The organism is Saccharospirillum sp., from assembly GCF_039982735.1.
Classification (GTDB): domain Bacteria; phylum Pseudomonadota; class Gammaproteobacteria; order Pseudomonadales; family Natronospirillaceae; genus Saccharospirillum.
This window is the reverse complement of the sequence record NZ_JBDWXV010000017.1, coordinates 121,057-143,217: the sequence shown is the minus strand read 5'-3', so window position 1 is coordinate 143,217 and position 22,161 is coordinate 121,057. Positions and strand designations below refer to the sequence as shown.

19 protein-coding genes and 1 tRNA gene are annotated in these 22,161 nt (G+C 56.6%); 10 read left to right on the top strand and 10 right to left on the bottom strand.

Annotated features, from left to right (window positions below):
- Nucleotides 1–119: 119 nt before the first annotated feature.
- The 5 genes from ABJT94_RS15110 to ABJT94_RS15090 all read left to right on the top strand — a co-directional run bounded on the left by ABJT94_RS15110 (nucleotide 120) and on the right by ABJT94_RS15090 (nucleotide 5,990).
- Nucleotides 120–2,654, top strand: coding sequence for a lamin tail domain-containing protein (locus ABJT94_RS15110; protein WP_348477744.1), 2,535 nt, complete (start codon nucleotides 120–122; stop codon nucleotides 2,652–2,654).
- Entirely contained in the window at nucleotides 2,651–3,247 is a 597-nt protein-coding gene (locus ABJT94_RS15105; protein ID WP_348477745.1) for a hypothetical protein, read from the top strand. Before ABJT94_RS15110 ends, ABJT94_RS15105 begins: the two co-directional genes overlap by 4 nt.
- Nucleotides 3,248–3,368: 121 nt before the next feature.
- Nucleotides 3,369–3,445: transfer RNA gene (locus ABJT94_RS15100), tRNA-Ile, on the top strand.
- 690 nt (nucleotides 3,446–4,135) lie between these two features.
- Entirely contained in the window at nucleotides 4,136–5,056 is a 921-nt protein-coding gene (locus ABJT94_RS15095) for a retron St85 family effector protein (RefSeq protein ID WP_348483108.1), read from the top strand.
- Entirely contained in the window at nucleotides 5,046–5,990 is a 945-nt protein-coding gene (locus ABJT94_RS15090; RefSeq protein WP_348483109.1) for a retron St85 family RNA-directed DNA polymerase, read from the top strand. The genes ABJT94_RS15095 and ABJT94_RS15090 overlap by 11 nt, the downstream gene beginning before the upstream one ends.
- A 290-nt stretch (nucleotides 5,991–6,280) precedes the next feature.
- Here ABJT94_RS15090 and ABJT94_RS15085 read toward each other — a convergent pair whose 3' ends face one another.
- Together ABJT94_RS15085 and ABJT94_RS15080 are read right to left on the bottom strand one after the other, a co-directional pair.
- Nucleotides 6,281–7,096 (bottom strand): hypothetical protein, encoded by an 816-nt coding sequence (locus ABJT94_RS15085; protein ID WP_348477060.1) that lies wholly within the window; start codon nucleotides 7,094–7,096, stop codon nucleotides 6,281–6,283.
- A gap of 397 nt (nucleotides 7,097–7,493) precedes the next feature.
- Nucleotides 7,494–8,570, bottom strand: coding sequence for a metal-dependent hydrolase (locus ABJT94_RS15080; protein WP_348477059.1), 1,077 nt, complete (start codon nucleotides 8,568–8,570; stop codon nucleotides 7,494–7,496).
- Between the two features lie 73 nt (nucleotides 8,571–8,643).
- On the opposite strand from ABJT94_RS15080, the gene ABJT94_RS15075 reads away from it, so the two are divergent.
- Nucleotides 8,644–9,183 carry a cytochrome b/b6 domain-containing protein gene (locus ABJT94_RS15075; RefSeq protein ID WP_348477058.1) on the top strand — a complete coding sequence of 180 codons (540 nt, stop codon included), beginning with the start codon at nucleotides 8,644–8,646 and terminating at the stop codon, nucleotides 9,181–9,183.
- Nucleotides 9,184–9,198: 15 nt separating this feature from the next.
- On the opposite strand, the gene mdoH is transcribed toward ABJT94_RS15075, so the two are convergent.
- Nucleotides 9,199–11,085, bottom strand: a complete 1,887-nt coding sequence (gene mdoH, locus ABJT94_RS15070) for a glucans biosynthesis glucosyltransferase MdoH (protein WP_348477056.1) — start codon at nucleotides 11,083–11,085, stop codon at nucleotides 9,199–9,201.
- Nucleotides 11,082–12,632: a glucan biosynthesis protein G gene (locus tag ABJT94_RS15065; protein WP_348477055.1), complete on the bottom strand. Its 1,551-nt coding sequence runs from the start codon at nucleotides 12,630–12,632 to the stop codon at nucleotides 11,082–11,084. The genes mdoH and ABJT94_RS15065 overlap by 4 nt, the downstream gene beginning before the upstream one ends.
- A gap of 201 nt (nucleotides 12,633–12,833) precedes the next feature.
- On the opposite strand from ABJT94_RS15065, the gene ABJT94_RS15060 reads away from it, so the two are divergent.
- Both ABJT94_RS15060 and ABJT94_RS15055 read left to right on the top strand, forming a co-directional pair.
- Nucleotides 12,834–13,652: a CDP-alcohol phosphatidyltransferase family protein gene (locus ABJT94_RS15060; RefSeq protein WP_348477054.1), complete on the top strand. Its 819-nt coding sequence runs from the start codon at nucleotides 12,834–12,836 to the stop codon at nucleotides 13,650–13,652.
- Nucleotides 13,649–14,677, top strand: coding sequence for a lysylphosphatidylglycerol synthase transmembrane domain-containing protein (locus ABJT94_RS15055; RefSeq protein WP_348477053.1), 1,029 nt, complete (start codon nucleotides 13,649–13,651; stop codon nucleotides 14,675–14,677). The genes ABJT94_RS15060 and ABJT94_RS15055 overlap by 4 nt, the downstream gene beginning before the upstream one ends.
- Here ABJT94_RS15055 and ABJT94_RS15050 read toward each other — a convergent pair.
- Genes ABJT94_RS15050 through ribA form a run of 4 tightly spaced genes read right to left on the bottom strand, consistent with a single transcriptional unit; the run spans nucleotide 14,666 to nucleotide 17,447 of the window.
- On the bottom strand, nucleotides 14,666–15,046 hold the full coding sequence (locus tag ABJT94_RS15050; protein ID WP_348477052.1) for a 6-carboxytetrahydropterin synthase: 381 nt from the start codon (nucleotides 15,044–15,046) through the stop codon (nucleotides 14,666–14,668). The two genes, ABJT94_RS15055 and ABJT94_RS15050, sit on opposite strands and share 12 nt — an antisense overlap.
- A 15-nt stretch (nucleotides 15,047–15,061) precedes the next feature.
- A complete protein-coding gene (locus tag ABJT94_RS15045) occupies nucleotides 15,062–16,108 on the bottom strand; it encodes a zinc-binding alcohol dehydrogenase (protein ID WP_348477050.1) in 1,047 nt (348 codons plus the stop codon).
- Complete coding sequence (locus ABJT94_RS15040; protein ID WP_348477048.1) at nucleotides 16,105–16,848, bottom strand: RibD family protein; 744 nt, start codon at nucleotides 16,846–16,848, stop codon at nucleotides 16,105–16,107. The genes ABJT94_RS15045 and ABJT94_RS15040 overlap by 4 nt, the downstream gene beginning before the upstream one ends.
- Nucleotides 16,845–17,447 (bottom strand): GTP cyclohydrolase II, encoded by a 603-nt coding sequence (gene ribA, locus ABJT94_RS15035; RefSeq protein ID WP_348477047.1) that lies wholly within the window; start codon nucleotides 17,445–17,447, stop codon nucleotides 16,845–16,847. The genes ABJT94_RS15040 and ribA overlap by 4 nt, the downstream gene beginning before the upstream one ends.
- 139 nt (nucleotides 17,448–17,586) lie before the next feature.
- Here ribA and ABJT94_RS15030 point away from each other — a divergent pair, with 139 nt between their 5' ends.
- Nucleotides 17,587–18,636, top strand: a complete 1,050-nt coding sequence (locus ABJT94_RS15030) for a glycosyltransferase family 4 protein (protein ID WP_348477046.1) — start codon at nucleotides 17,587–17,589, stop codon at nucleotides 18,634–18,636.
- Between the two features lie 15 nt (nucleotides 18,637–18,651).
- Nucleotides 18,652–19,464 carry a class I SAM-dependent methyltransferase gene (locus ABJT94_RS15025; RefSeq protein WP_348477044.1) on the top strand — a complete coding sequence of 271 codons (813 nt, stop codon included), beginning with the start codon at nucleotides 18,652–18,654 and terminating at the stop codon, nucleotides 19,462–19,464.
- A gap of 231 nt (nucleotides 19,465–19,695) precedes the next feature.
- On the opposite strand, the gene ABJT94_RS15020 is transcribed toward ABJT94_RS15025, so the two are convergent.
- The gene (locus ABJT94_RS15020) at nucleotides 19,696–20,451 is read right to left on the bottom strand and encodes an FkbM family methyltransferase (protein WP_348477042.1); all 756 of its coding nucleotides are present in this window, start codon (nucleotides 20,449–20,451) and stop codon (nucleotides 19,696–19,698) included.
- Entirely contained in the window at nucleotides 20,451–22,061 is a 1,611-nt protein-coding gene (locus ABJT94_RS15015; RefSeq protein WP_348477041.1) for a hypothetical protein, read from the bottom strand. The genes ABJT94_RS15020 and ABJT94_RS15015 overlap by 1 nt, the downstream gene beginning before the upstream one ends.
- Between the last annotated feature and the right edge of the window lie 100 nt (nucleotides 22,062–22,161).

The following is a 22,161-nucleotide window of genomic DNA, read 5'->3' as shown; positions in this document are numbered from 1 at the left end:
GACCTCAAACAACGTTTGGTCTGTTATAAAAAGGGATAATGATCCGTTAACAGACTGAAGGGAGCTGGGGTGTGTCCAGTCAAACCAGGAAGACCATAAGCCCGTTGCGGGCCTTTTTTTTGATCATTCTCATCGGCGGTGTGCTGACTGGCTGTGGCAGCGATAACTCTAGCGCCTTCGACGACTCGTCGACCGATTCTCAGGATACCGACTCAGCATCTAACTCCGACGGCGACAACTCGGAAGATACAACGGATAGCGCAGACACGATCCCTCCGCAGATCGACGACCAGACCCTGGTGCTCCAATACCAGGCCAGCATAGTGGGCACCATTGCCTTCAGCGGAAGCGACGACCCCGACAGCGATCCGCAACTGAGCATCATCTCCGACCCGGCGCGGGGAGACCTTGAGCTGCTAGACCCAGCCACCGGCCAATTCGAATACGAGCCGGTTGGCTCAGATGCCTGGGCAGGCGACAGCTTCACCGTGCAGGTAGACGACGTTGGCCTTCAATCCCAGGTGCGCACCATTACGCTTGAGTTTACCGATGATACCGTGCCAACCCTGACGCTCATGCCTGGTAATGGCGCAGAGAATGTCAGCGAAGAAACTCAGTTAAGCGCCCTATCGGATGTCCCGATCGACCCGGCTACCCTCAGTTACACAGACAACGGCATCTGCGACGGCAGCGTGCAAATCAGCAGCGATAACTTCACCAGCTGCCACGGCATAGCGAGCCACAGTGTGGAAGCGGGCAATCGCCTTGAGTTCACACTGTCTACCTCGCTGGAGCCCGATACTGACTACAGTTGGCGCTTAACAGACACGGTAGCTTCCGTTTTCGGCATCCCAATAGAAGAAGACGCCTCAACATTTAAAACTGTTCCACAAGCGCTGTTTATCTCTGAAGTGGGCGCATCCCCTTATGTGAACATCATGCGCTGGTTCGAACTCTATAACGCCGGTTCTACACCTCTGAACCTGGCCGATTATGAACTACGCAGCCCTGGTGTCGATGTTGTGAACAGTTTTACAACTGTAGCTAGCCGTACCTTTGCGTTCCCCAATGCGCAAATTGCCCCGGGCCAGTACCTGGTGGTGCGGGCGCAAAGCAGTTATTCGGATTCAGAGGCGGAAGACACCGCTCAGGTGATCCACCTAGATGACGAACAATGGCGCCCGCATTGGAACGGCAGCGGGTTTTTGGAAATTAACCGCCTGAGCGATGGGGCAACCATCGACTACGTCAGCTTCGCGTCTGCCCCTAACCCTAGCGAAGCCGACGCCTGGACAGGCAGTTCTGTGGCAGCACTGCCCACCGCAAACGACAGCTTTGGCCAGAGCATCGGCCGCGATGCGTTTCTGACCGACACCGACTCGGCCGCCGACTGGTCATCCTACAGCTGGGCGACGGTAGGTGGCCCCAACGACGTGTGCGGCACGGAAGACCTCGACCAAGATGGCATTCCCGATTGCAACGAACAGCCCGGCAGTACCTTTGCCGGCATGCCACTCTATGAGTGGGGCGCCCGGGCCGGACGGGCGGATATCTTTCTGGAAGTCGATTATGTCGACTCAACCGATGAAGGTAACCTGCCATTCGACGAAGGGGTGCAACCCCGCCGCGAAGCTCTGCAGAAAGTCATCGATGCCTTTGACGCGAAAAACATAGCCGTGCACATCGACGCGGGCAACTTGTACGACGAAAGCCCCGGCCTAAATCCGGCCAATTTCGATCTGGGCGGCGGACAGGAAGTGCCCTACGCATTGAGCATCGACTTTAGCCCAACGGGCAGCCAGGTGAGCTTCTTTGACTACAAGGCCGCCTATTTCGACTACAAACGGCTGCCGATCTTTCATTACGTTCTGTTCAGTACCTCGCGTAACGAAGATGGGTCTAACGGTTCATCCGGTATTGCCGAAGTGGTTGGTAACGACCTCATTGTCTCGCTGGGAAGCTGGGGCCTCGACAGCACCACCCCCGCCAGAACCAACGCGCTGATTAACTACCAGGCCAGCACCCTGATGCACGAGCTGGGGCATAACCTTGGCCTGCTCCACGGCGGCGATGAAAATGTGAACGCCAAACCCAACTACCTGAGCATTATGAATTACCTGTACCAGCTGAATGGCCTACCGGAGATTGGCAACAACGAAGGCGATCGGTATTTCAGCGACTACAGGCCCGCCGGAGGCTGTGAAGGCCCGTTAGTCGATGGCCCCTACGGTGACCCCGCAAACTTCCGGATGGACTTTTCCGATGGCAGCCCCGTCGAGCTAGACCCGGCCAACCTGGATGAAACCCTGGGCCTTGGCCGCGTTGGTTCAGACCCGGTCGACTTTAACTGCAACGGCGACGACACCGAGACGAACGTGAACGCCTCTACCATCTTCAGCGATATTCTGACCACCGGCGCAACGACCATGACCGACCACGACGACTGGGGCAACCTGGTGATTGATTTTGGGGGCTACAATGAATGGAACAACAATGGTGCCAGCCTGCAAAGAACCACCAGCCAGCGCCAGACTAACGCCATTCTCAGGTTTGTGGGGCCAGACAACACCGACCGCCGCCCCTACATCGCCGAGCCAAGCCCACCGGCTGCCCTGTTCGAACGCATCCGTTCGCACGACAAGGTGGCACCATGAATCGGGCTCTGGTGCTCGGTGGTGGCCTATTGTGCGCCACCCTGGCCACAGCCGAGCCGGGGCTGGCCGCCAAAATCAGTCTAACCACCGGCCCTACTGAAACTGATGTAGCCATCTCTATCAGCAAAGAGGGCTTGCACCTGGGCCAGACCAGCCTGGAACCCTGGCCCTTCGACGCCCCCGACTGCACAGGCTGCACCCTCACCCTGGAGCGCGACTTCAGCCCGGTAGGGCCAGACCGAACCCTGCAACTGACCGCCCCGGGGGCAGATACCCCCACCTGGTTCTTCGCAGAACGCCTGCGGCTGCCCGCCAGCCTGCCCGGCAACGCCACTTTGAGAGCCCAGCCCGGCAGCTCCGGGCTAAGGCTGGAAGCAGAGGGCGAACAGGCAACGCTGACCGCAGGAGAGGCCGTTTGGCTGAACAACTGCCATTACCACCTAATCTGGTACAGCCAGCCGTCAACGCCCGCTAACCGAACCGCAGAACCGGCGCCAGCCCAGCAACCCGGTGGTGTAGCGCCAGTGCCCCAGCAAACCGTCATCGCGGAAGACCCAACCCGCCTGATCCAAATTCAAGGCCAGTGTAGCTAGCCAAAGCACCGCCCGGGGGGTTCAGTAAAACCCCAAGAGAATCAATAGCCTGGGTAGACTTGGCGCCTCTGGACGGTATAATGCGGGCTCTGTTCGAACACACCGCCCGGTGCGTTCAGCGGGGCCCTTAGCTCAGTTGGTTAGAGCATCCGACTCATAATCGGCAGGTCCTGGGTTCAAGTCCCGGAGGGCCCACCATCACAAGACCAGTATTCATATTGCTTTCAGATCGTAAGCTGGTGTTTCCACATAACAGAATTTGATTCTGCATTAGATCAGCCAATTGTAACCAGTCGTTCTGTCTGCAATGGCCTTCTTGCCCATTAGTAAAAATTACGTATTAGTGCGTTATAATCAGTAGTCCCTGAGGTCGACTCGTGGTGCTGACACTTTATTCAGAAAGCCCTGAAACCCCTTTGTTACAGGGTTCTCGACCTTTAAGACCCTCAAAACGACCTCCCAAGCTCCCTTCATTTAAGCGCACTTTGCTACTTTTCTAACACTTCAGCAACTAAGTGCGACGATACAACAACTAACGAGTCCGACGGTATTTGGCTTACCTTTTAAGCATGAAGGGAGGCACGGACTGACAGCGGGTCTGGAGCGATACTCCTGCAGAATGGGTCACAACTTCGGTACTTTCGCGAGATGGTAAACGGAATGCTTCATTGCTTTGTGGACTGGGGTTATTAGCCGTTGGGACTTGAAAAATCTGATGTCTAAATATAGTCTGATGCTATTGCCTAGCGAAATGGGGGAAACCCCGTCGGGATGTGAGTCACATTCTGCCTTGAATTTTTAACTTTCTAGCGGGTCTTCCGAGTTCGGAAGCCGCTAGTCAGCGACTTCCGAACTCGGAAGACCCGCTTGCTCTAAGTAGGCATGTATATGTTAAAGGAAATTACGTCCAGCCAAGTAATCCTTGATTTGCTTGGAAAGTTTCGAGTGTCAATTTCTAGCTCAAAACTCTACCTACCAAAGGACATATCAAGATTTGTATTTCTTTGTGGTGCTAATAAAGATATTAATAACATCTCCGAGAGGAGGGCTGCTCTAATTGATTTTTCTAAGAACCATATTCCACATACGCATTTTTTCTTGGCAGAGAGAATGTTCGCGACTTTGAAAGAGGAAGGTGACAGAAAAAATCTTTTAGATGTCGAGAATCTAATTTCTGATTTCTCAGATAATATAATGATTGTTTTGGAAAGTCCCAGTGCTTTTACAGAGCTTGGAGCATTTTCTCATAGTGCTCTTAGAAATAAGTTGATTGTGATTAACGATGCAAAATTCAAAAGTGCACCTTCTTTTGTTAACTTGGGCCCGCTGAAGGCTATTGCAGATAGTGCAGGGAAAGACAAGATAATTCATTATAAAATGCGCTCTGATGGAGTTGAGAAACGAGATGCGATTGGGGATACATATGCCCAAATATATGATATTTTTAAAGAGCCAGTCGCCACCAAGAAAAGAGCAGTGAAAATTGAAGAGGTAGATCCATCAAAGAAATTTGATAAGATATCTGCTATGTTTATTCACGACCTTCTGCGACTTGCCGGGCCTCTAAGGCATAACGAAATAATTGAGATCTTGAAGCAAATTTTTGGAGAAAACGAGAGATTCAATAATGTTCTTCATTTGCTTGCAATATTAGTATCTTTTGGTTCTATATATCGTGGGCCCGATAAGTTGTATCGTAGTCAGATGAGTAGTGTCTATTTTCAATATAAATTTGATGTTTCGATGTTCCAGGCTGCGTTTCGGAATTGCTTATTAAGGAATTATCCGGAGCGACTAAATGCAGCTTGATGAGCTAATATGTAAAGACTTGGGGATTGACCAGTCGATAATTGAAGAAGCAGTAGCAAACGCTCGAACTTTGGTGAAGATCTTTGAGATACCCAAGAAAAATGGAGACGCTAGAAAAATATATCATCCCTCTAAAAAACTAAAGATGATTCAGTATTGGCTCATTCGTAATGTCTTTGAAAAAATGGATGTAAGCGAATCATCCATGGCATACAAAGAGGGCGTTTCTATCTTAGATAATGCAACTTATCATTCCAGAAACAAGTACTTTCTTAGGTTAGATTTCAAGGATTTTTTCCCCAGTATTAAGTTTGACGACCTTCAGCCATACTTAAAGGCTTGGCATGAAAAAAATAATCCATCATGGGATTATAATAAAGAATCCTTGCGCCTTATTCGAGAGTCGTGTTTTTATCTGGAAGATAAATTAGCAATTGGCTATCCAAGTTCACCTATTATTAGCAACATAGTAATGTTTAATTTTGATCTTGAAGTAAATGCTAGGTTAAGGTCTGATTTCTCTGAATGCCCTCTATACACTCGTTATGCAGATGACTTAGTGTTTTCAACTTCTGTGACTGGAAGGTGTGCCGAAGTTGAAGAAATGATAAAAGACTTAGTTATGAAGTTCTCGAGTCCGGAACTAAAGATAAATTTTGATAAAACTCACTACGGGAGTAGTTTAGGAGGTTCAGCGAGAGTTACTGGCCTCAAGGTATGCGAAAATGGACATATCACTATTTCCAAGAAACAAAAAGATCACATTAGGTTACTGCTATCATTAAATAGCAAAGGTCGGCTAAGTGAAGATGAACAAAGATCATTACTTGGGCACCTGAGTTATTGTCGTCACGTTGCACCTCAGTTTTATTCGAAGGTCTCAGCAAAGTTTTTTCTTGATATCAGGAGTTTAAAGGAAAATCATCAATATTGAATGTTTTACACTTGTTGACAGTACTTCAATGGAAGCCGTTTCGCGGGCTATTCACTTGCAAACAGTACGGTAGATATTAATCGCCACTCTTGGGACCATATTTGAATGGTGATAAAATGCTTGGCCGCTAGTATTTAAAGTGATTTTTTAGCTTTTCACCAAAAAACAAAAGTTGTTTCTTCATGATGTGAAGAGCTCTGACTATTAAATTCTGAGTTTTACGAACGCGCCACCGGTAACTCTCATAAAGACGGCATAGCCAGCTTTGTCAGTAGCTTTTCAGGGGCTTACTAGTCATTCAGTTTGAATTGTATTTTGTAACTCTTTGGCTTATAAGGAGCGTATAGGGCTATAGTCGAAAGTTGTTTATGACTATAAATGGCTGAGGCTTTCTTTATGAACTTATTGTCCGCACTAATAAGAAATTGACATAGCGAAGCAAGTCCTGCATGTTGTGCATCGAAGAACGCGTTCAAGAATTTATCTGGATCATTCATTCTTTTGTCAGGTCTAAACCCAACCATGCTTAGTAGTAGGTGTGGAGTAGAAATTCGGTTGTCCTGTCCATAAGCGTGAGGGCTTCCTTTCATCTCTGTGGGCTGAGAAAATCCAAAAAAGGCATCTTTTTCGAGATTTGGGTAATTACTCGATATGAATTGCCAGATAAATTCAATTGGATCATTTTTATTCTCAGCAAGCTGGGTGATATTTGAAGGTACTCCCATGGCTTTCCTGCGTGCTTTAAGCGCTGGAAGGTTGGCAAGCTCTGTATTAGACAGTTCAAGAAGAGACTCTGCAATTTCTTGGGATTTCGCCACTAATTCATTAGCCTTTTCGTTGTTGATACCATTTGTCAGGCGCTCTATTGATTGTGGCATTTCAATTATAGCTTCTTGAAGTGTATGAAGATTGTCAGCATCAAACAAATTGGTCAACAAGGATATTAAAAGACTCTCGTGCTGTTGTGAATTGCTGTTAGAGCAGTGTTCAAAAAAACAGTCGTTGATGTTTCTATACTCCTTAAATTGATAGTTCCCGGTGATGCGCCATTCAGGCAAGGATGTGTCTACGATCGGAGATATTTCTCGAGCATTCAGCTTTTCCATGCCAGCTAAGGCGTCCCGATTATCTCCTCTGCGTATCTCATCAAAATGGTTCGAAGAAAATGCCCAGTAAACAGCTTCTGGATTGATTATCTCGAGATCACCATTTCCAACATACCTGTATATGCAGAGATCAGCGTATACTATCGGACGATCTGTATTTAACCAAACATATTGGAACGACATTGTCAGATCTAAGCCTCGTTTGAGGTTGGTGTATTTCTGAGTGATTGTTCTAGCTTACTTGATGGAGGCAGTCGGGACATCCACAAGTAGCTACTATTACTATCGAAATGTTAGTTGGTCTTATCTATAGCGGATATTGGTTTCCCGCTTTCGTGCCTCAAGAGTTCAGGTGTAGTATCCATTGAAGCCCATCCATTAGCACCCACTACGTTTTCTATTCTGTCGAATCGCCTTTTAGCCCTTTCCCTAACACCATATCAATAAACCTCTGGCGTGTTTCAAAATCGGTGCGTCGGAAATGCTCGAAGCTAATGTGCTCTTCACCGCCACCCCAGTTTTGCGGAAGGCGTATCCCCCAGAGTGGTGCGGTTTCATTTGGAAGCATGGCGTAACGTATGTCGCCAATAACATCGGTTTGTTCGGGGTGCCAGACCAGGTAGCCGTTGGCAAAGCGGTGGAAGCGTTCAATATCCCGGTAGAGGCGGCTGTTGGTGTCCAGCTGCGCGAAGGCTTGCTGGTAGCGCAGGGCGGGAATACGGTTGCCGGGTATGATGTCTGTTTCCAGGCCAACCCTTGTGGCGTTGACGTAATAGTAGCCCTCGTGTTCGTAAAGGGTACGCCAGAGCAGCATGTTGCCTAATGTTGGTTTAATCACCAGTCGCTCTGGCTGATGCCCTTGCTCGGCGGCTATTTCCAGAACCTGAGTACGAACGCGGTCTTGCTGAAACCCGCCGAAGGCGAGGTAGCCAAGCAGTAGGGCAATGCTCACCCCCGCAACCAATGCCCGCTTGCGAGTGAAGGCGAAAACGAAGCCGACCAATAGAATAAGCGTCGCAATGGGGTCCACGACCGAGATCAGGTTCCAGGCGACTGAGTTGTCGGAGAAGGGCCCGAATAGGTGTGTGCCGTAGCTGGTGCAGGCGTCCAGCAGCGCATGGGTTGCATAACCGGCTGTGGCAAATAGAAGCAGTTCCCGAAAACCGCACTGGCGGCGTAAAACCGGCCATAGCAAGAGGGCCGCCATCAGCCCGCCTACGGGTATGAACAATAGCCAGTGCGTGAGTGACCGGTGCACTTCCAGGTTCAGCAGCGGGTCGTTGCTGGAGCGCACCAGAATGTCCACATCCGCCAGTATGCCGCCCACAAAACCGGCCAGGCTGGCGAGGCGAAGGTGGTCTTTTCGGGCAAGTGTCTGTGCCAGGCTGGCGCCTAGCAGGCCGTGTGTCAGAATGTCCAAAGGTGAGAATGCCTTGCGCAGCGGGTTATAGCTGGGGAGCCTTAAAATAGTCACCCGTAACGATAACCTCTATGATATTTTTCAGGAAGCGAAACGCCTCTTTGAATCCAGATAAGGGAACAAACCCATGCCCCAAATCCAAAAATACCCAATAGCCTGGCGCGTATTGCACTGGCTAATGGCCCTGATGGTCTTCGCATTGATTCCCATCGGCATTGTCATGGCCGAGCGTGCGGCAGCCGAGATATGGGGGGCTTTGACGAACACTTTGTACAACTGGCACAAGGCGATCGGCTTTAGTGTTCTGTTGCTGATGGTGTTGCGGATCGTAATGAAGGTTTGGCTTAAGGGCCCGCCGTATCCGGATGAATTGCCCCGTAAATTTCAATTGGCGGCCAAGAGTTTGCATCACTTGCTCTATGTTTTGCTGGTGCTGACGCCGTTGTTTGGCTGGGCCGGAGTTACGGCGTTTCCAGCGTTGATTACGGTGGGTGGTTATCACTTGCCGGCTATGCCCTTTGTGCCGGTGGATGAAGCATTGGCCGGTCGGTTGTTTGCGATACACGGCGCCCTGGCGATGACGTTGGGTGTTTTGATCGTCGGCCACATTGGCGCGGCGGTGAAGCATATGGTTCAGAAAGACGGAATCTTTCGGCGCATGCTGTAAGGCCCGGCTCCCTAGTTACCGGGCCTGTATGGTTGCTGAATAGGTGGCCAGAAAACCCTGCCGGCGTTGCATGATGCCGGGTGGGGTTGCCTCTTCGGGTATGCCCAGCAGGCCCCATTTTGCCAGCCAGCGGCCCGCTGTTTTGCTGCCACTCAGGGCGGAAAGCGGTATGGCCAGTATCAGCCCGATGACGGTGGGCAGCATCCAGTACAGCAGTGACGACGATAGCCACAGTAGTAACCCCAGCACCAGTAAGCCAAGCGCGGTCTGTACGCCATGGCTGGCCAGCAGGGGCCGCCAGATTACACCACTCCCTTGCCGCCGCTGGGCAGACCAGCCTGAATCTTGCCCCCGGGCAATTTCCCAGAGGTGGCGGCTGTGCACCAGCATGAAAATGGGGGCGTGCAGTACCGAGAACAGCAGTTCCAGCAGGGCACTCACGAAAAACCTCAGTCGGCTGGTCCCTCCGCGCCGTGCTTTGCTTAGTAAACCGCCCAGCAGCCCAAGCCCTTTGGGCAGCAAGAGCAGGGCCATGGTGAGCACGAACAGCCCGACCATGCGGTCTGAATCGAACAGGGGCAGCAGGCTACCTGCTAAGCCCTGGCTTTCTTGCAGCGCAAAGCGAGTGCTCAGTACCAAACCAACCGTCACCATGGCCAGCCACAGCAGGGATGTCAGGTAATTCATGACGCCCATGATCATGTGCGCCCGGCTTGGCCAGCGCAGGCCGCGGGTGGGCAGCACGGCCAGGTGTTGCACGTTGCCCTGCGCCCAGCGCCGGTCGCGAATGGCGGCGTCGAGTAGGGTGGGTGGGCATTCCTCCCAGGAGCCCGCCAGGTCGGGCAGCATGCGTACTGACCAGCCAGCGCGCCGAATAAGCGCGGCTTCTACAAAATCGTGTGAGCGAATTTCGCCACCGAAGGGGCGCCGGCCGGTCAGTTCTGGTAAACCGGCGGCGGCTGCGAATGCGCGAATGCGAATAATGGCGTTGTGCCCCCAGTAGTTGCCGCAGTCGCCTTGCCAGGCGCTCAGGCCCCGTGCGAATACCGGACCGTAGGCTATGCCCGCGAACTGTTGCAACCGGGCAAAGAGGGTTTCGCCGCCGTATTGGCGGGGCAGGGTTTGCAGAATGCCGGTTTTGGGGTTGGCATCCATTTCCCGCACCAGGGTGGCCAGGGTGTCACCGGCGATCAGGCTGTCGGCATCGAGCACCACCATGTAGTCGTAACCGCTGCCCCAGCCATTGATGAAGTCGCGAATGTTGCCGGCCTTGCGTTCGGTGTTGTTTGCCCGGCGCCGGTACCATACCGGCATGGTTGTGCCCAGGCGGTCGCGCAGGCACTGCACGGCGGCGGTTTCGGCGGCAATGATGTCGGGGTCGGTGCTGTCTGAGAGAATGAACAGCTCGAAATGCCGGTTCAGGTTCAGGCGGCTCAGGTCTTCTGCCATCGCTGCTAGCGCAGCGCAGGCACTGGCCGCGTCTTCATTGTAAACAGGCATCAGCAGTACGGTTTTGCCCCGCAGCGCGGCATTGGGCTTGGCCTGGCTTTGCAGTGAGCCAGACCGGGTGCGGTTGAACACCAGCCCGGCCAGGGCGGCGGTGGCCGAAAGCGAAACCCACCCGAAGGTCAGGGTGAACAGGCCGAGCAGCATCCACAGCAATGCCATTACCCAAAGGTCACCGGACCCGGCGGCCGTCACTGCATCGCTGAGCGGCAGTGTCAGGTACATCTGGCTACTGGCTGCCACGGTGAGTGCCAGGCTGCCGCCGAAGGTAAAGTAACGCGCCAACCAGGGAGTGGTGGATTGACTGACCCTGTGTACAGCCGGGCGCTGTGTTAGTAACTGAGTAGGCATGGCCAGCGGCGATGCCGGTGGCGTTAGCGAGAGCGTGGCTTTCATCGCGTCCACCGGTAAAGCCAGGTTTCACCCCAGGGTTGGCCGTCTACTTCAAGCGCTACGCGCAACTCGGCCAGGTCGGCTTCGCTGGGGTTGAGTTTTATGTAGGCCTGGTAGTGGCCGGTGGCTTCCACCAGGGTGCCGCTCACATCGGTGATTTCGCCGGCACTGGTAATGGCATTGATGCGCACGGCACCGGGGTTGTTCGGCAGTGACTGCCCGCCGCTGTAATCAATCACGAAAACGCGGTCATCGCTGCCGAGTGCTGTGCCAGAGGCGGTGTTCATAACGCGCCCCTGTTCCGGCGCGAACGGCGAGCCGGTGCCCCAGTGCAGGCGGTACTGGTAACGGTAGGTCTGGCCGGTTTTCAGGCCGCCGGCCGGTTGCCAGTAGGCGACGATGTTGTCGTGGTATTCGCCGTCGGTCGGAATTTCCAGCAGTTCGACGTGGCCTTCGCCCCAATCGCCCAGCGGCTCCACCCAGAGTGACGGCCGTTTGTCGTAGCGGGCTTCGTTGTCGTTGAATTGCTCGAAGGCTTGTCGACGCTGCATCAGGCCAAAACCGGCGGGCGTGGCCGAGTTTGGGGTTTCAAAGGAAGAGACTTGCCAGTGTGCGGGGTTGGCCAGCGGTCGCCAGATCTGCTCGCCATTGGCCTGCCGAATCTGCAGACCGTCGGAATCGTGCACGGCGTTGCGGAAGTCGTCGAAGCGGGCGCGGTTGGTGCTGTTGAACATAAACATGGAGGTCAGTGGGGCAATGCCAACGCGCGGTCTGTCCCGGCGCGGGTAGAGGCTGGCGTCGACGTCGATTATCGTCTGGTCGCCGGGCGTTACGGCAAAGCGGTAGGCACCGGTGACCGAGGGACTGTCGAGAAGGGCGTGAATGATGATCTCGCCGTCGCCCGTGGCGGGCCGTTCAATCCAGAAATCGGAAAAATGCGGGAATTCCTCGTCGCCCTCGCCCACGGTGTTCACCGCCAGGCCGCGTGCTGAAAGCCCGTAGAACTGGTTTTTACCCACAGCCCGAAAGTAGCTGGCGCCCAGGAACACCAGAAATTCTTCATAACGTTCAGTGGTGTTGATGGGATGGTGAACCCGAAAGCCGGCATAGCCGCCGGCGGTTAGGGCATTTACATCAACCGGGCTGTCGTGGTAGTTGAACAGGTCGGTATCGAAAGCCAGGCGACGGGCCACGCCGTTTTTCACCAGATGAATGCCCACCGGCGTGGTGTGCAGGAAGCCGGGGTGAAACAGCTGCAGCTGAAACGGCCGGGGTTCGTTGCCCCAAACGGCGGCGTTCGGATCAAACACGATGCGCCGGTAATCGTCGTAGTTCAGCGCGCGCAGCGTGTTGTCGTCGGCCATCGTGTCCGGTGAAAAAGGCTGGGTGGATAGCTCGCGGGCATACCCTTGCAACCAGCGGTGGCTAAACGGCAACGGGTCAGACTCGAACGCCGGCTGTGCGATGAGCGGCTGGCTGAACGGCAGGCAAGCCACTAACACTAAGGCTGCCAAAGGCCAGTAACCGGGCCAGGCTCTTCTAAAAACCATGGTGTCTTTCCTGTCCGTTAAGGGCGGATCGGGCGCGATGAGTGTGCATGCCAAAAGGGTACGGGGCCAGCCGGGGCCTGGATCAGCGCGGCCACCGCCACTGGTCCCATCGCGGCCTTGGGTCGTATACTCCGGGCACACCTCATTCAGGTTTCGGTATTATGATCATTAACCGCCCGCTTCGCATTACCCGGAAGGCTTATGCCAGATTCGACTGAGCCATTTACCGGGTTACCGGGTGCCAGTGTGCCATCTCAATTGCATCGTGATTTGGTGCAAATCGCGCTGCTCGGTGCCGGTGCGTTGTTGGCCGGCGCGCTGGCTTTGTGGGTTGTAGAAGGGCCGGTCACCGGGGGGCGCTGGTTAGTGGGTGGTCTGGCTGGCTGGGCGTTTGTGCTGTGGCAGTGCCACGGGCGGCTGCACTTGAATGTCAGTACAGTCGATAACCGGTCGTTTACCCGCCTGGGTGCAGCCAACCGCATTACGCTGCTGCGTGGTTTTTTGATAAGCGCGACGGCCGGGTTTCCGGCAATGCTCCCCCTTCAGGCTAACGCCGGGTTGCTTTACATCCCAGCCGTGCTTTACACCGTGGCGGCGGCGCTTGATGGGCTCGATGGCTTTGTGGCCCGGCGTCAGCAGCAGACTACGCGGCTGGGCACCGAGCTCGATACCGCACTGGATGCCTTTGGCTTGCTCATCGCGCCTCTGTTTGCGGTGTTTACCGGCAAGCTCCCGGCGGTTTATTTGCTGGTCAGTGTCGCTTATTACTTGTTTCAGTGGGGCATTCGCTGGCGCCAGCAGCGCGGTTTGCCGGTGTACGGGCTGCCCCCGAGCGAAATGCGGCGTTATCTGGCCGGGGCGCAAATGGTGCTGGTCGCGCTTGCCTTGTGGCCACCCCTGCCGGGGGTGGTTACCCAATGGTTTGGCATTGCCCTGATGATCCCGCTGCTGCTGGGCTTCTGCCGCGACTGGCTGCACGTCAGCGGCCAGCTTGGCGCTCGGCGGGAGCCAACTGCATGACGCAACGCCGAAGCCTAAACCGATGGAACCTCACCACCCTGGTGCTATGGCTACTGGCGCTTGCGCTGGCAGGCTGGACGCTCAGGCAATTGCCGCTGAGCAGCATTGTCGCCCAACTGGGGCAACTTGCCTGGCACAACTGGCTGCTGTGGACGCTGGTTAACGGGGCCATACTGTTTATGGCGGTAAAACGCTGGCAACTGCTTGGGCAGGCATTGCAGGCGCCGTTGTCGCTGGGCAGTCTGTTTCGGATGCGCCAGGCGGGCAGTGCGGTCAGTTTTCTGACCCCCGGGCCGCATTTTGGGGGAGAGCCTCTGCAAGTGTTCTGGTTGCACCGCGTTTTTGCTCAGCCTCTGCACCGCGCCGTGGCCATGCTGGGGCTGGACCGCTTTGTGGAAACCAGCACCAATATTGCCGTTTTGCTCGCGGGTGTGCTGATGTTGCTGGGCACGGCCATGGTGCCGCTGGATGACGGGCTTCAGGTCTCGGCCATACTGGGCGGGGTGTTGGCGGCGTTAGTCGTGGCGGCAGCGCTGGTGGTGCGCCACCCGGTGTGGCTGGCCAATCGGTTTCGGCCGTTGACGCAACGCTGGCGTGGTGCGGAAAACGATTCAAACCCGGAGGGCGGCTGGCAAGCACTGGTGCGGTTGATGCAGAACGCATTGACCTTGCACCGGGCGCGACTCTGGGCGGCGTTGCTGTTGTCGCTGCTGGGTTGGGTGGCGTTGGTGCTGGAGTTGTGGCTGCTGTTGAGGTTTCTCGGCCTCTCGCCATCGCCGACCGATCTGCTGACCATGATGGTGGGCATGCGGCTGGCCATGTTGCTGCCGGTACCGGGGGGCATCGGCACCATAGAAGCGTCACTGCTGTGGTCGTTTCAGTTATTGGGGCTGCCGGTCAGCGCGGCCCTGGGGCTGATTGCACTGACCCGCCTGCGCGATGCCGTTGTGTTATTGGTCGGGTTGGGGTGTCTGTGGAGCTTTCACCGCCCCCGGCTGCCCGGCAACGCGGTGTCAGCTGAATGATTGGCGATAGGCGGCCCAGCAGCTGTCGTTTTCCCAAAGCTTAACCGTGAGCGCGCCGGTGCCGGGGGGCGTGATGTCGGCCAGCAAATGCTCACTGAGAATGCGGCTGAAATGCTCAATGCTTGGGTTCAGCCCGGCGAATTCCGGTTTGTCGTTCAGCATGCTGTCGCGGTAATACTCCACCACCTTGTTCAGGGCGGCTTCGATTTCGACGATGTCGACCAGGTAACCATGCTCGTTGAGTGTGTCACTCTCGATCCGCACTTCGAGTACGTAGTGGTGGGCATGGGGGCTGTTCTCGGCGCCCCAGTCCCCTCCGATCAGATAATGGTTGGCGATAAAATCCTGGGTAACGGCGACGGTATACATAGGCTTCCTGTTCGGTTAGTGAGCGGAGTAATCAAACAGCGGCTGCACTATACCGGACTGGGCGTCGTGCAGTTGCTGGTAAAGGGTGCCGGCTTCGCGCAAGGGCACCCGGTGGGTGATCAATTGGGTTGGGTCGATGCGGCGAATCATCTCCCACGCCACATCAAAGCGGCGTTGCTTGCTCCAGCGGCCACCGAGGGCCGGGGCCAGGGTACTGACCTGGCTGGTAATCAGTTGCAGGCGGTTGCGGTGCGCTTCGCCGCCCAGGTCAACCGACACCGGCTTGTTGCCATACCAGCTGCCGATGACGATGCGGCTGGCATAGCCACTCAGGCCAATGGCCAGGTTCAGGGCGTCGGGGTGCCCGCTGATCTCGTAGATCAAATCGGCATCGGCCAGGTCGGGTTGTTGGTTTGGAGTGGCCTCTTCCGGATTGAAGACGGCCTGCACGCCCAGTTCGCGGGCCAGGGCCTGGCGGTTGGGTTGGCCTTCAACGGCTTTCAGGGTGGCCAATGGGTAGTGGGCAAGCACGCCCGATAACAGCAAACCCACCACGCCCTGACCGAGCACCACGACCCGTTCTCCCAGCATTGGCTGGCCATCCTGCACCAGGTTCACGGCGGTTTCCATGTTGGGCAGAAACACGGCGGCTTCGGCGGCAATGTCGTCCGGTACGGGCATGAGCTGGTCTGGCCGGGCATTGAAATGGCTGGCGTGCGGCTGGAAGGAAAATACCTTTTTGCCCCGCCAGGCCGGGTCAACATCAGCGCCGGTTTCTACCACCTCGCCGACACAGGCATAGCCGTATTGCACCGGGTACTGTGAAGCGCCCTGCAGAGCTTCGAGCGAGCTGTCGAGTGCCATCGAATTTGGCAGTTGCCCGCGGTAGAGCAATAATTCAGAGCCGGGGCTGACGGCCGAGTAGAGGCTGCACACCTGAACTTCGTCGGCTGCCGGTGGCGCGAGAGATACGTTGCGCACTTCTACCTGAAACGGCGCGGTAAACCAGAGTTGGGAGGCCGTTAAGGCTCCGTGGCGAGTATGGTTTGCGGTGTCTGTCATGAGTCGGGTCCGGGTTCGGCTTCACCCTGGTAGCGTAGCCGACCCCAGACAATCAGTTCGTTGCCCAGTTGCCGGCTGTGTAAGGAGTCGATTTGTGGGAACGGCATGCGGTCGGCATCGCCCAGCTGGCCTACGGCGTTGTACCCGCCCACAAACACCGGTGCGACGGTCAGTATTACGGCGTCAGCCAGGCCGGTCCGCAGGAAGGCGGTAATCACCGAGGCGCCGCCCTCGACCATTAAGCTGCGAATGCCGCGTTCGTGTAAGACGGCCATGGCCTCATGCAGGTTAACGTGCCCGTCGGCATCGCCGGGCACCACAATCAGTTCGCAGTCATCACGATCGGCCGCCGCCTCAGGGGTGGTCAGCACCCAGCAGCCGTGCTCGGCGCTCTGGCACAGTTTGCAGCTGGGCGGCATGCGCAGTTGGCTGTCGAGTACGATGGGTTGCGGGTCTTTACCGGTCCATTTGCGCACGTTGAGACGAGGGTTGTCTGCCAGCACGGTGCCTATGCCGACCAGAATGCCATCGTGCAGGCTGCGCAACTGGTGCGTCATCTGCATGCTGGCATCGCTGCTCAGTGCCATGGTTTCGCCGGGTGCGGTGGTGATGCTGCCATCCCAGCTCTGGGCGTAGCTGAGCGTCACGTGAGGGCGCCTGCGGCCGGCACCCTGGGGTGAATTCTGTACGGCTTGCTGTTCAGCCAGCAGCCAGTGTTCGATGTCCTGATTAAGCGTCATGAGCTCACAGATTTGATGACCGGTTTGATCGGCAGAAAATGATCCATACGCTGCGCCTTGGTGAGCAAGTATCCGGCGTTATCGGTGTTGGCCGCAACGGCCAGTGATACCCGTTCCGACACGGTAATGCCCTCGGCTTCCAGCGCACTGATCTTGGCCGGGTTGTTGGTGATCAGTCGCACTGAATCCACCCCCAAGTCTTCCAGTATCAGCGCGGCGAGCGAATAGTCGCGTTCGTCGGCTTCGTGCCCCAGCATTAAGTTGGCGTCCACGGTGTCGTACCCCTGGTCTTGCAAATTATAGGCTCGCAACTTATCGAGCAGTCCGATGCCGCGGCCTTCCTGGCGCATGTATAACACAACGCCGACCCCGGCGTTCGCAACCATGGCCATAGAACGGTCGAGTTGTTCACCGCAATCACACCGCCGGGAGCCGAGTACATCGCCGGTGAAGCATTCGGAATGAACCCGAACCAGAACCGACCCGGCGTGGGCAATGTCGCCCATAAAAAACGCCAGGTGTTCTTTATTGTCGAGCGTATTGGTGTAGAAACACAACTGGAAATCACCGTATTCGGTGGGGATGCGTGTGCTGGTCATACGGGTCACTTCAGGCATGGACATTAGGTACTCAGAATGCTGTTATGACGGTTCACGGATGTCTGGGCGGCTTGCCGTCTCATGCCCGGACGCTACTCAATAAGCTACGACCCCCTGTTGGGAACGGATCAGAACCCTGTTGAACATCACCACTGTGTACTTCGTTTATCCCGGTAACCTGGCGACGCCCACGGGCGGCTATCACTACGATTCCCGGTTGATTCACGAGCTGCGGCAACTGGGCCAGGGCGTTGAAACCATCGCGCTTTCCAGCCAGTTTCCGTTCCCCGATGAACAGGCGCTGGAAGACGCCCGCCAAGCGTTGGCGGCGGTGCCGGATGGTGCCGTGGTGATCATCGATGGGCTCGCCTTTGGCACGCTGGATCAACTCGCTGAAGCCGAATCAGAACGGCTGCGCATCATTGCCCTATGCCATCACCCACTGGCGCTGGAATCGGGCCTCGACCCGGTTCAGCAGCAGCGGTTTCAGGCGTCGGAACAGCGGGCCTTGCACGCCGCCTGCGCTGTGCTGGTGACCAGCGAGCACACCCGGCAGAGTCTGATCGATCAGTTCGCTATGCCGCCAACCAAGGTAACGGTAGCGCAGCCCGGTACCGACCCGGCCCCTTTCGCTCCTTGCATTGGGTCGCCGCTGCGGTTGCTGACGGTTGCCTCCCTGACCCGACGCAAGGCCCATGATGTACTCATCGATGCGCTGGCACCCCTGGCCGACTTGCCCTGGCAGGCTCGCTTTGTTGGCGGCAAAGGGTTCGACCCCGCCTGGAGCGACGCCCTGCAGCAACAGGTGAACCGACGGCAGTTGCAAGACCGTATTGAACTGGTGGGCGCGGTCGATGACCTGGCGCCCGAGTTTCAGAATGCGGACCTGTTCGTTCTGCCTTCCCGGTACGAAGGCTATGGCATGGTCTTCGCCGAAGCGCTGGCCGCAGGCTTGCCGGTGATCGCCGCCCGGGCCGGTGCTGTTCCGGATGTGGTACCCGAGTCGGCCGGCGTGCTGGTGCCGCCCGACGACACCGTTGCGTTAACAGAAGCCCTGCGCAGTTTAATTACCCGGGATGACCTGCGCCGCCAATTGCAGGCCGGTGCCCGCAACGCAGCCGCCAACCTACCCACCTGGGCCGATACTGCCCTTCGGGTGGCGCGGCTTGCCGAAGCAATACACCCCTAAGGAATCTCAGCAACGATGAGTGGATTCAGTATCGATTGGCTTGATCTGCGCGAGGCCGCAGACGGGCGTGCTCGCGATAACGCCCTGCGGGATCAGGCAATGCGGTGGCTTGAAGTGAGTGGTTCCTCACACCAGAACCCAGTGGTGGTTGATCTGGGGGCGGGTACCGGTTCCACCTTGCGAGCGCTAACTTCGCCGACGCAGCACTTGCCGACCTGGCGTCTGGTCGATAACGATGCGGCTTTGCTTGCCGAAGCTGAGCGTAGGCATGGCGCAACGCATCACATAGAGCCGTGCATAGCGGACCTGGCATCGTTGAGTGCCTTGCCATTGGATGGCGCTCGCCTCATTACCGCCTCGGCGCTGTTCGATCTGGTGTCCGAGCATTTTATAGGTGCGCTGGCAACGGCGCTGAAGGCGCAAAACCAGCAACACCCGGTCGGTCTTTATGCCGCCCTGAATTACGATGGCACCACGCACTGGACACCGCGTCACCCGCTGGATGACGCCGTACTGGCGGCGTTTAATCAGGATCAGCGCACAGACAAGGGCCTTGGCCCGGCGCTGGGGCCTGACTCCGGTGCCGTTTTGCAGCGTCTGTTCACTCAAGCCGGCTTCAGGGTGTATTCCGCCAGCAGCCCCTGGGTATTGGACGGCGCCGATCAGGCGATGGTGACGGAGCTGATCACTGGCATTGCAGGGGCAGTTGCCGATAACCCGGATATCGAGCCCAGTTCGCTGGAAGACTGGGTTCAGTTTCGGCTATCCAAGGTAAGCACTGGTACCTGTACCGTTGGACATACCGATGTTCTGGCGTTGCCATTCTAAAAAATGCCAGGTAGGTGTTTGCGATGCGCTAGCGGCGGGTGGCAGGGTTGCTCCTGCGGGGGTATCTGAGGCATGGATGCCGAAGTTAAGCTTACATGGATGTATTTACAGCGCCCCCGCAGGAGCAACCCTGTCACCCGTCGCGGCCTAATGGCAATGCAGTCAATTTGACCGCCGACCCCATGGGAGCGTCCCAGGTCGCCGATGCGGACCAATGCCACCGATATAGGGTTAAGAGAAAGACCCAAGGCGTCTGGCATACACATCGCCGCTGCCTTCGCGGGTCACTTCCAGCTTGCGTGTCATTTCACCCGGGGTGAGCCAGCGGTCGAATTGCAGGCGGTGAGTTTCGCCGGGGGCGAGGTTGTATTCGTAGTTGCCCAGATCTTCAAGGCGGTTGATGCAAGCCAGCGCGATGTCGATGCTGGCCGGAATGTACTCGAACGACAGGGCTGCCAGCGGTTGGGATAACCCCTGTAATACCGCCAGTTCAAACCCTTCAACATCGATTTTACAAAACCGGGGCTCGCCGTGTAGTTCGATCAGGGCATCGAGCGTGGTGACGGGGACGGTCACTTCGCGGTCCCAACGTACCGACTGAAATGACGCATCCTGTTGCACCTTGGTTATCCACTCCCGCGACATCGTCGTGACCGTGGGCGTACGCGTGCTAATAAACAGGGTGGCTTCGCCCGGTTTGGCACCTATGGCTTCCTCGACCAGGGTAATTTTCGGGTCTTTGCCATAACGGCGGCGCAAGGTGTCCATTAATAAGGGTTGTGGTTCCACGGCCACGACGGTGGCGTCCAGATCGCGCCAGGCCATCAGCCGGTTGCCAACATGGGCACCGATCTCGAAACACAGGTCGCCGGGGCGGATAAATTGCCCGTAACAACGGCGCATGCGCGACTGTCGCCCGGGAATGCCGTAATACATCAGCAGTGAGCGCCAAAGCCCCAGGCGTTCGCGCCATCCGGTGTGTGCCATCAGTTAGCTTCCTCGCTTGGTTCGGAAAACGCCTCTATAAAGCGGTCGCGTACAAGGTCCATGCGCCAGACCGGAGCGTCGGCATCCGGTAGCAGACCGGGTTGCCATTGCCAGTCTTCGATGGCGTCGATGACCGCCGGGTCACTGGCAATCAGATGTACGGGTACGTCTCGGTTGTCGGCATCGCCGGTAATCATGGGTGCAGCCTGGTGGTCGCCCAGCACCAGCAGCACCAGATCGTCGTCGCCGTACTCCTGCAGATAGGAGACCAGCGTTTCCAGCATGTATTCGATCGATTGGCGGTAATACTGGCGAATGGAATTCACATCGCTCCAGACTTCTTCCGGGCTGGGCCCGGCCTGGGCCTGGTCGTTAAAGATTTGGCCGTCGCCGACCTGATCCCATGGCACCAGCCGGGTGTTGGGTGTCCAGGGGGCGTGCGAGGAAATCAGGGCCAGTTCCGCCATGATCGGCGGCCGGTTTTGCCCGCTGCGCTCGCGCGCCTGCAGAGCCGACCAGACGTACTGGTCGGGCATGGTTACCCAGTTGAAGGGCAGGCCCTCGTAGCCGAAATTATGGGCATGGTAGATTTGGTCGTACCCGTAATAGTCGCCTTCGGGCCAGGCCAGGCTGATCGCCGGCATTGCCGCTACGGTACGCCAGCCAGCCTGCTGAAACAGCCGGTTCAGGGTGACCCGTTCACTGAGAATGAGGCTCTTGTAGCGGGTTTCGCTGTCGATCCAGGCGCCGGACAGCACCGAGGCATGGGCCAGCCAGCTCAGTCCGCCCACGGTGGGGGCCGTCAGAAAGGCGCTGCGCATCTGCAGGCCTTCGGCATCGAGCGCGGCTTCCGCCCAGGCCAGTTTGTCGGCTATGGGTTCCTTGAAGGGGTCTCGCTCCAGCAGCACCCGGCCGTAAGATTCGGCAAACACGATGTAGACATCTTTTCCTTCCAGGCGTGAAAACAACGAGTCGGCAGGAAGCTCGGCGGCGGCATCATCACCTACCGTTGCTGCAAAGTCCTGTATATCCTGAAGGCTGTGAACGGTATCCCGCCCGTGGGCGACCAGTTGATCCCAGGCGAAGGTATCGGCGCGTGACCAGCCCGTGGCTTTTAGCCCGCCCCAGGCCAGCAACAGCGCCAGCAATGCTACACCGGCCAGACGCGGCGCGGCTTGCAAGGTGCGTTGAATACGCCCGAGCATGACATAAGCCAGCCAGCACACCAGGGCGACGATCAACACCAGCCCGAGCGCAACCAATACCGACGCCAGGCTGCCCAGTACCCCGCTCAGCAGGCGGCTGGCATCCGCCAGCAGGTGGCTGTCGAAAACCGGATTAAAGCGTCGCGCAAAGATTTCGTGGGTGACCAGATCAGCGCCGCGCAGCAGCATGCCCAGGCCCAGCATCGCTGCCAGCAAACCATGCACGCCTTTACCGACAACGCCCGGAATCAGTAATAGGAAACCGATGACCAGCATTTCCAGCGGGAAAAAGACAAAAGCGGGTGGCGCGATCCAGACCAGCCGGTTGGGCAGCGAGAGTGCGACAAAGAGCGCTACAAAGGCCACAACAGTGATAAGGTGCCGGATGACCGGGCGATGGGGCATGAACAAGTCTCATGTGATTATCAGGTGGTTTAAGGGTACGCACTGACGTACCGCTCAGACTAACCCAGTCTATTAAACGCCCGAAAGCGACACCGGGCTG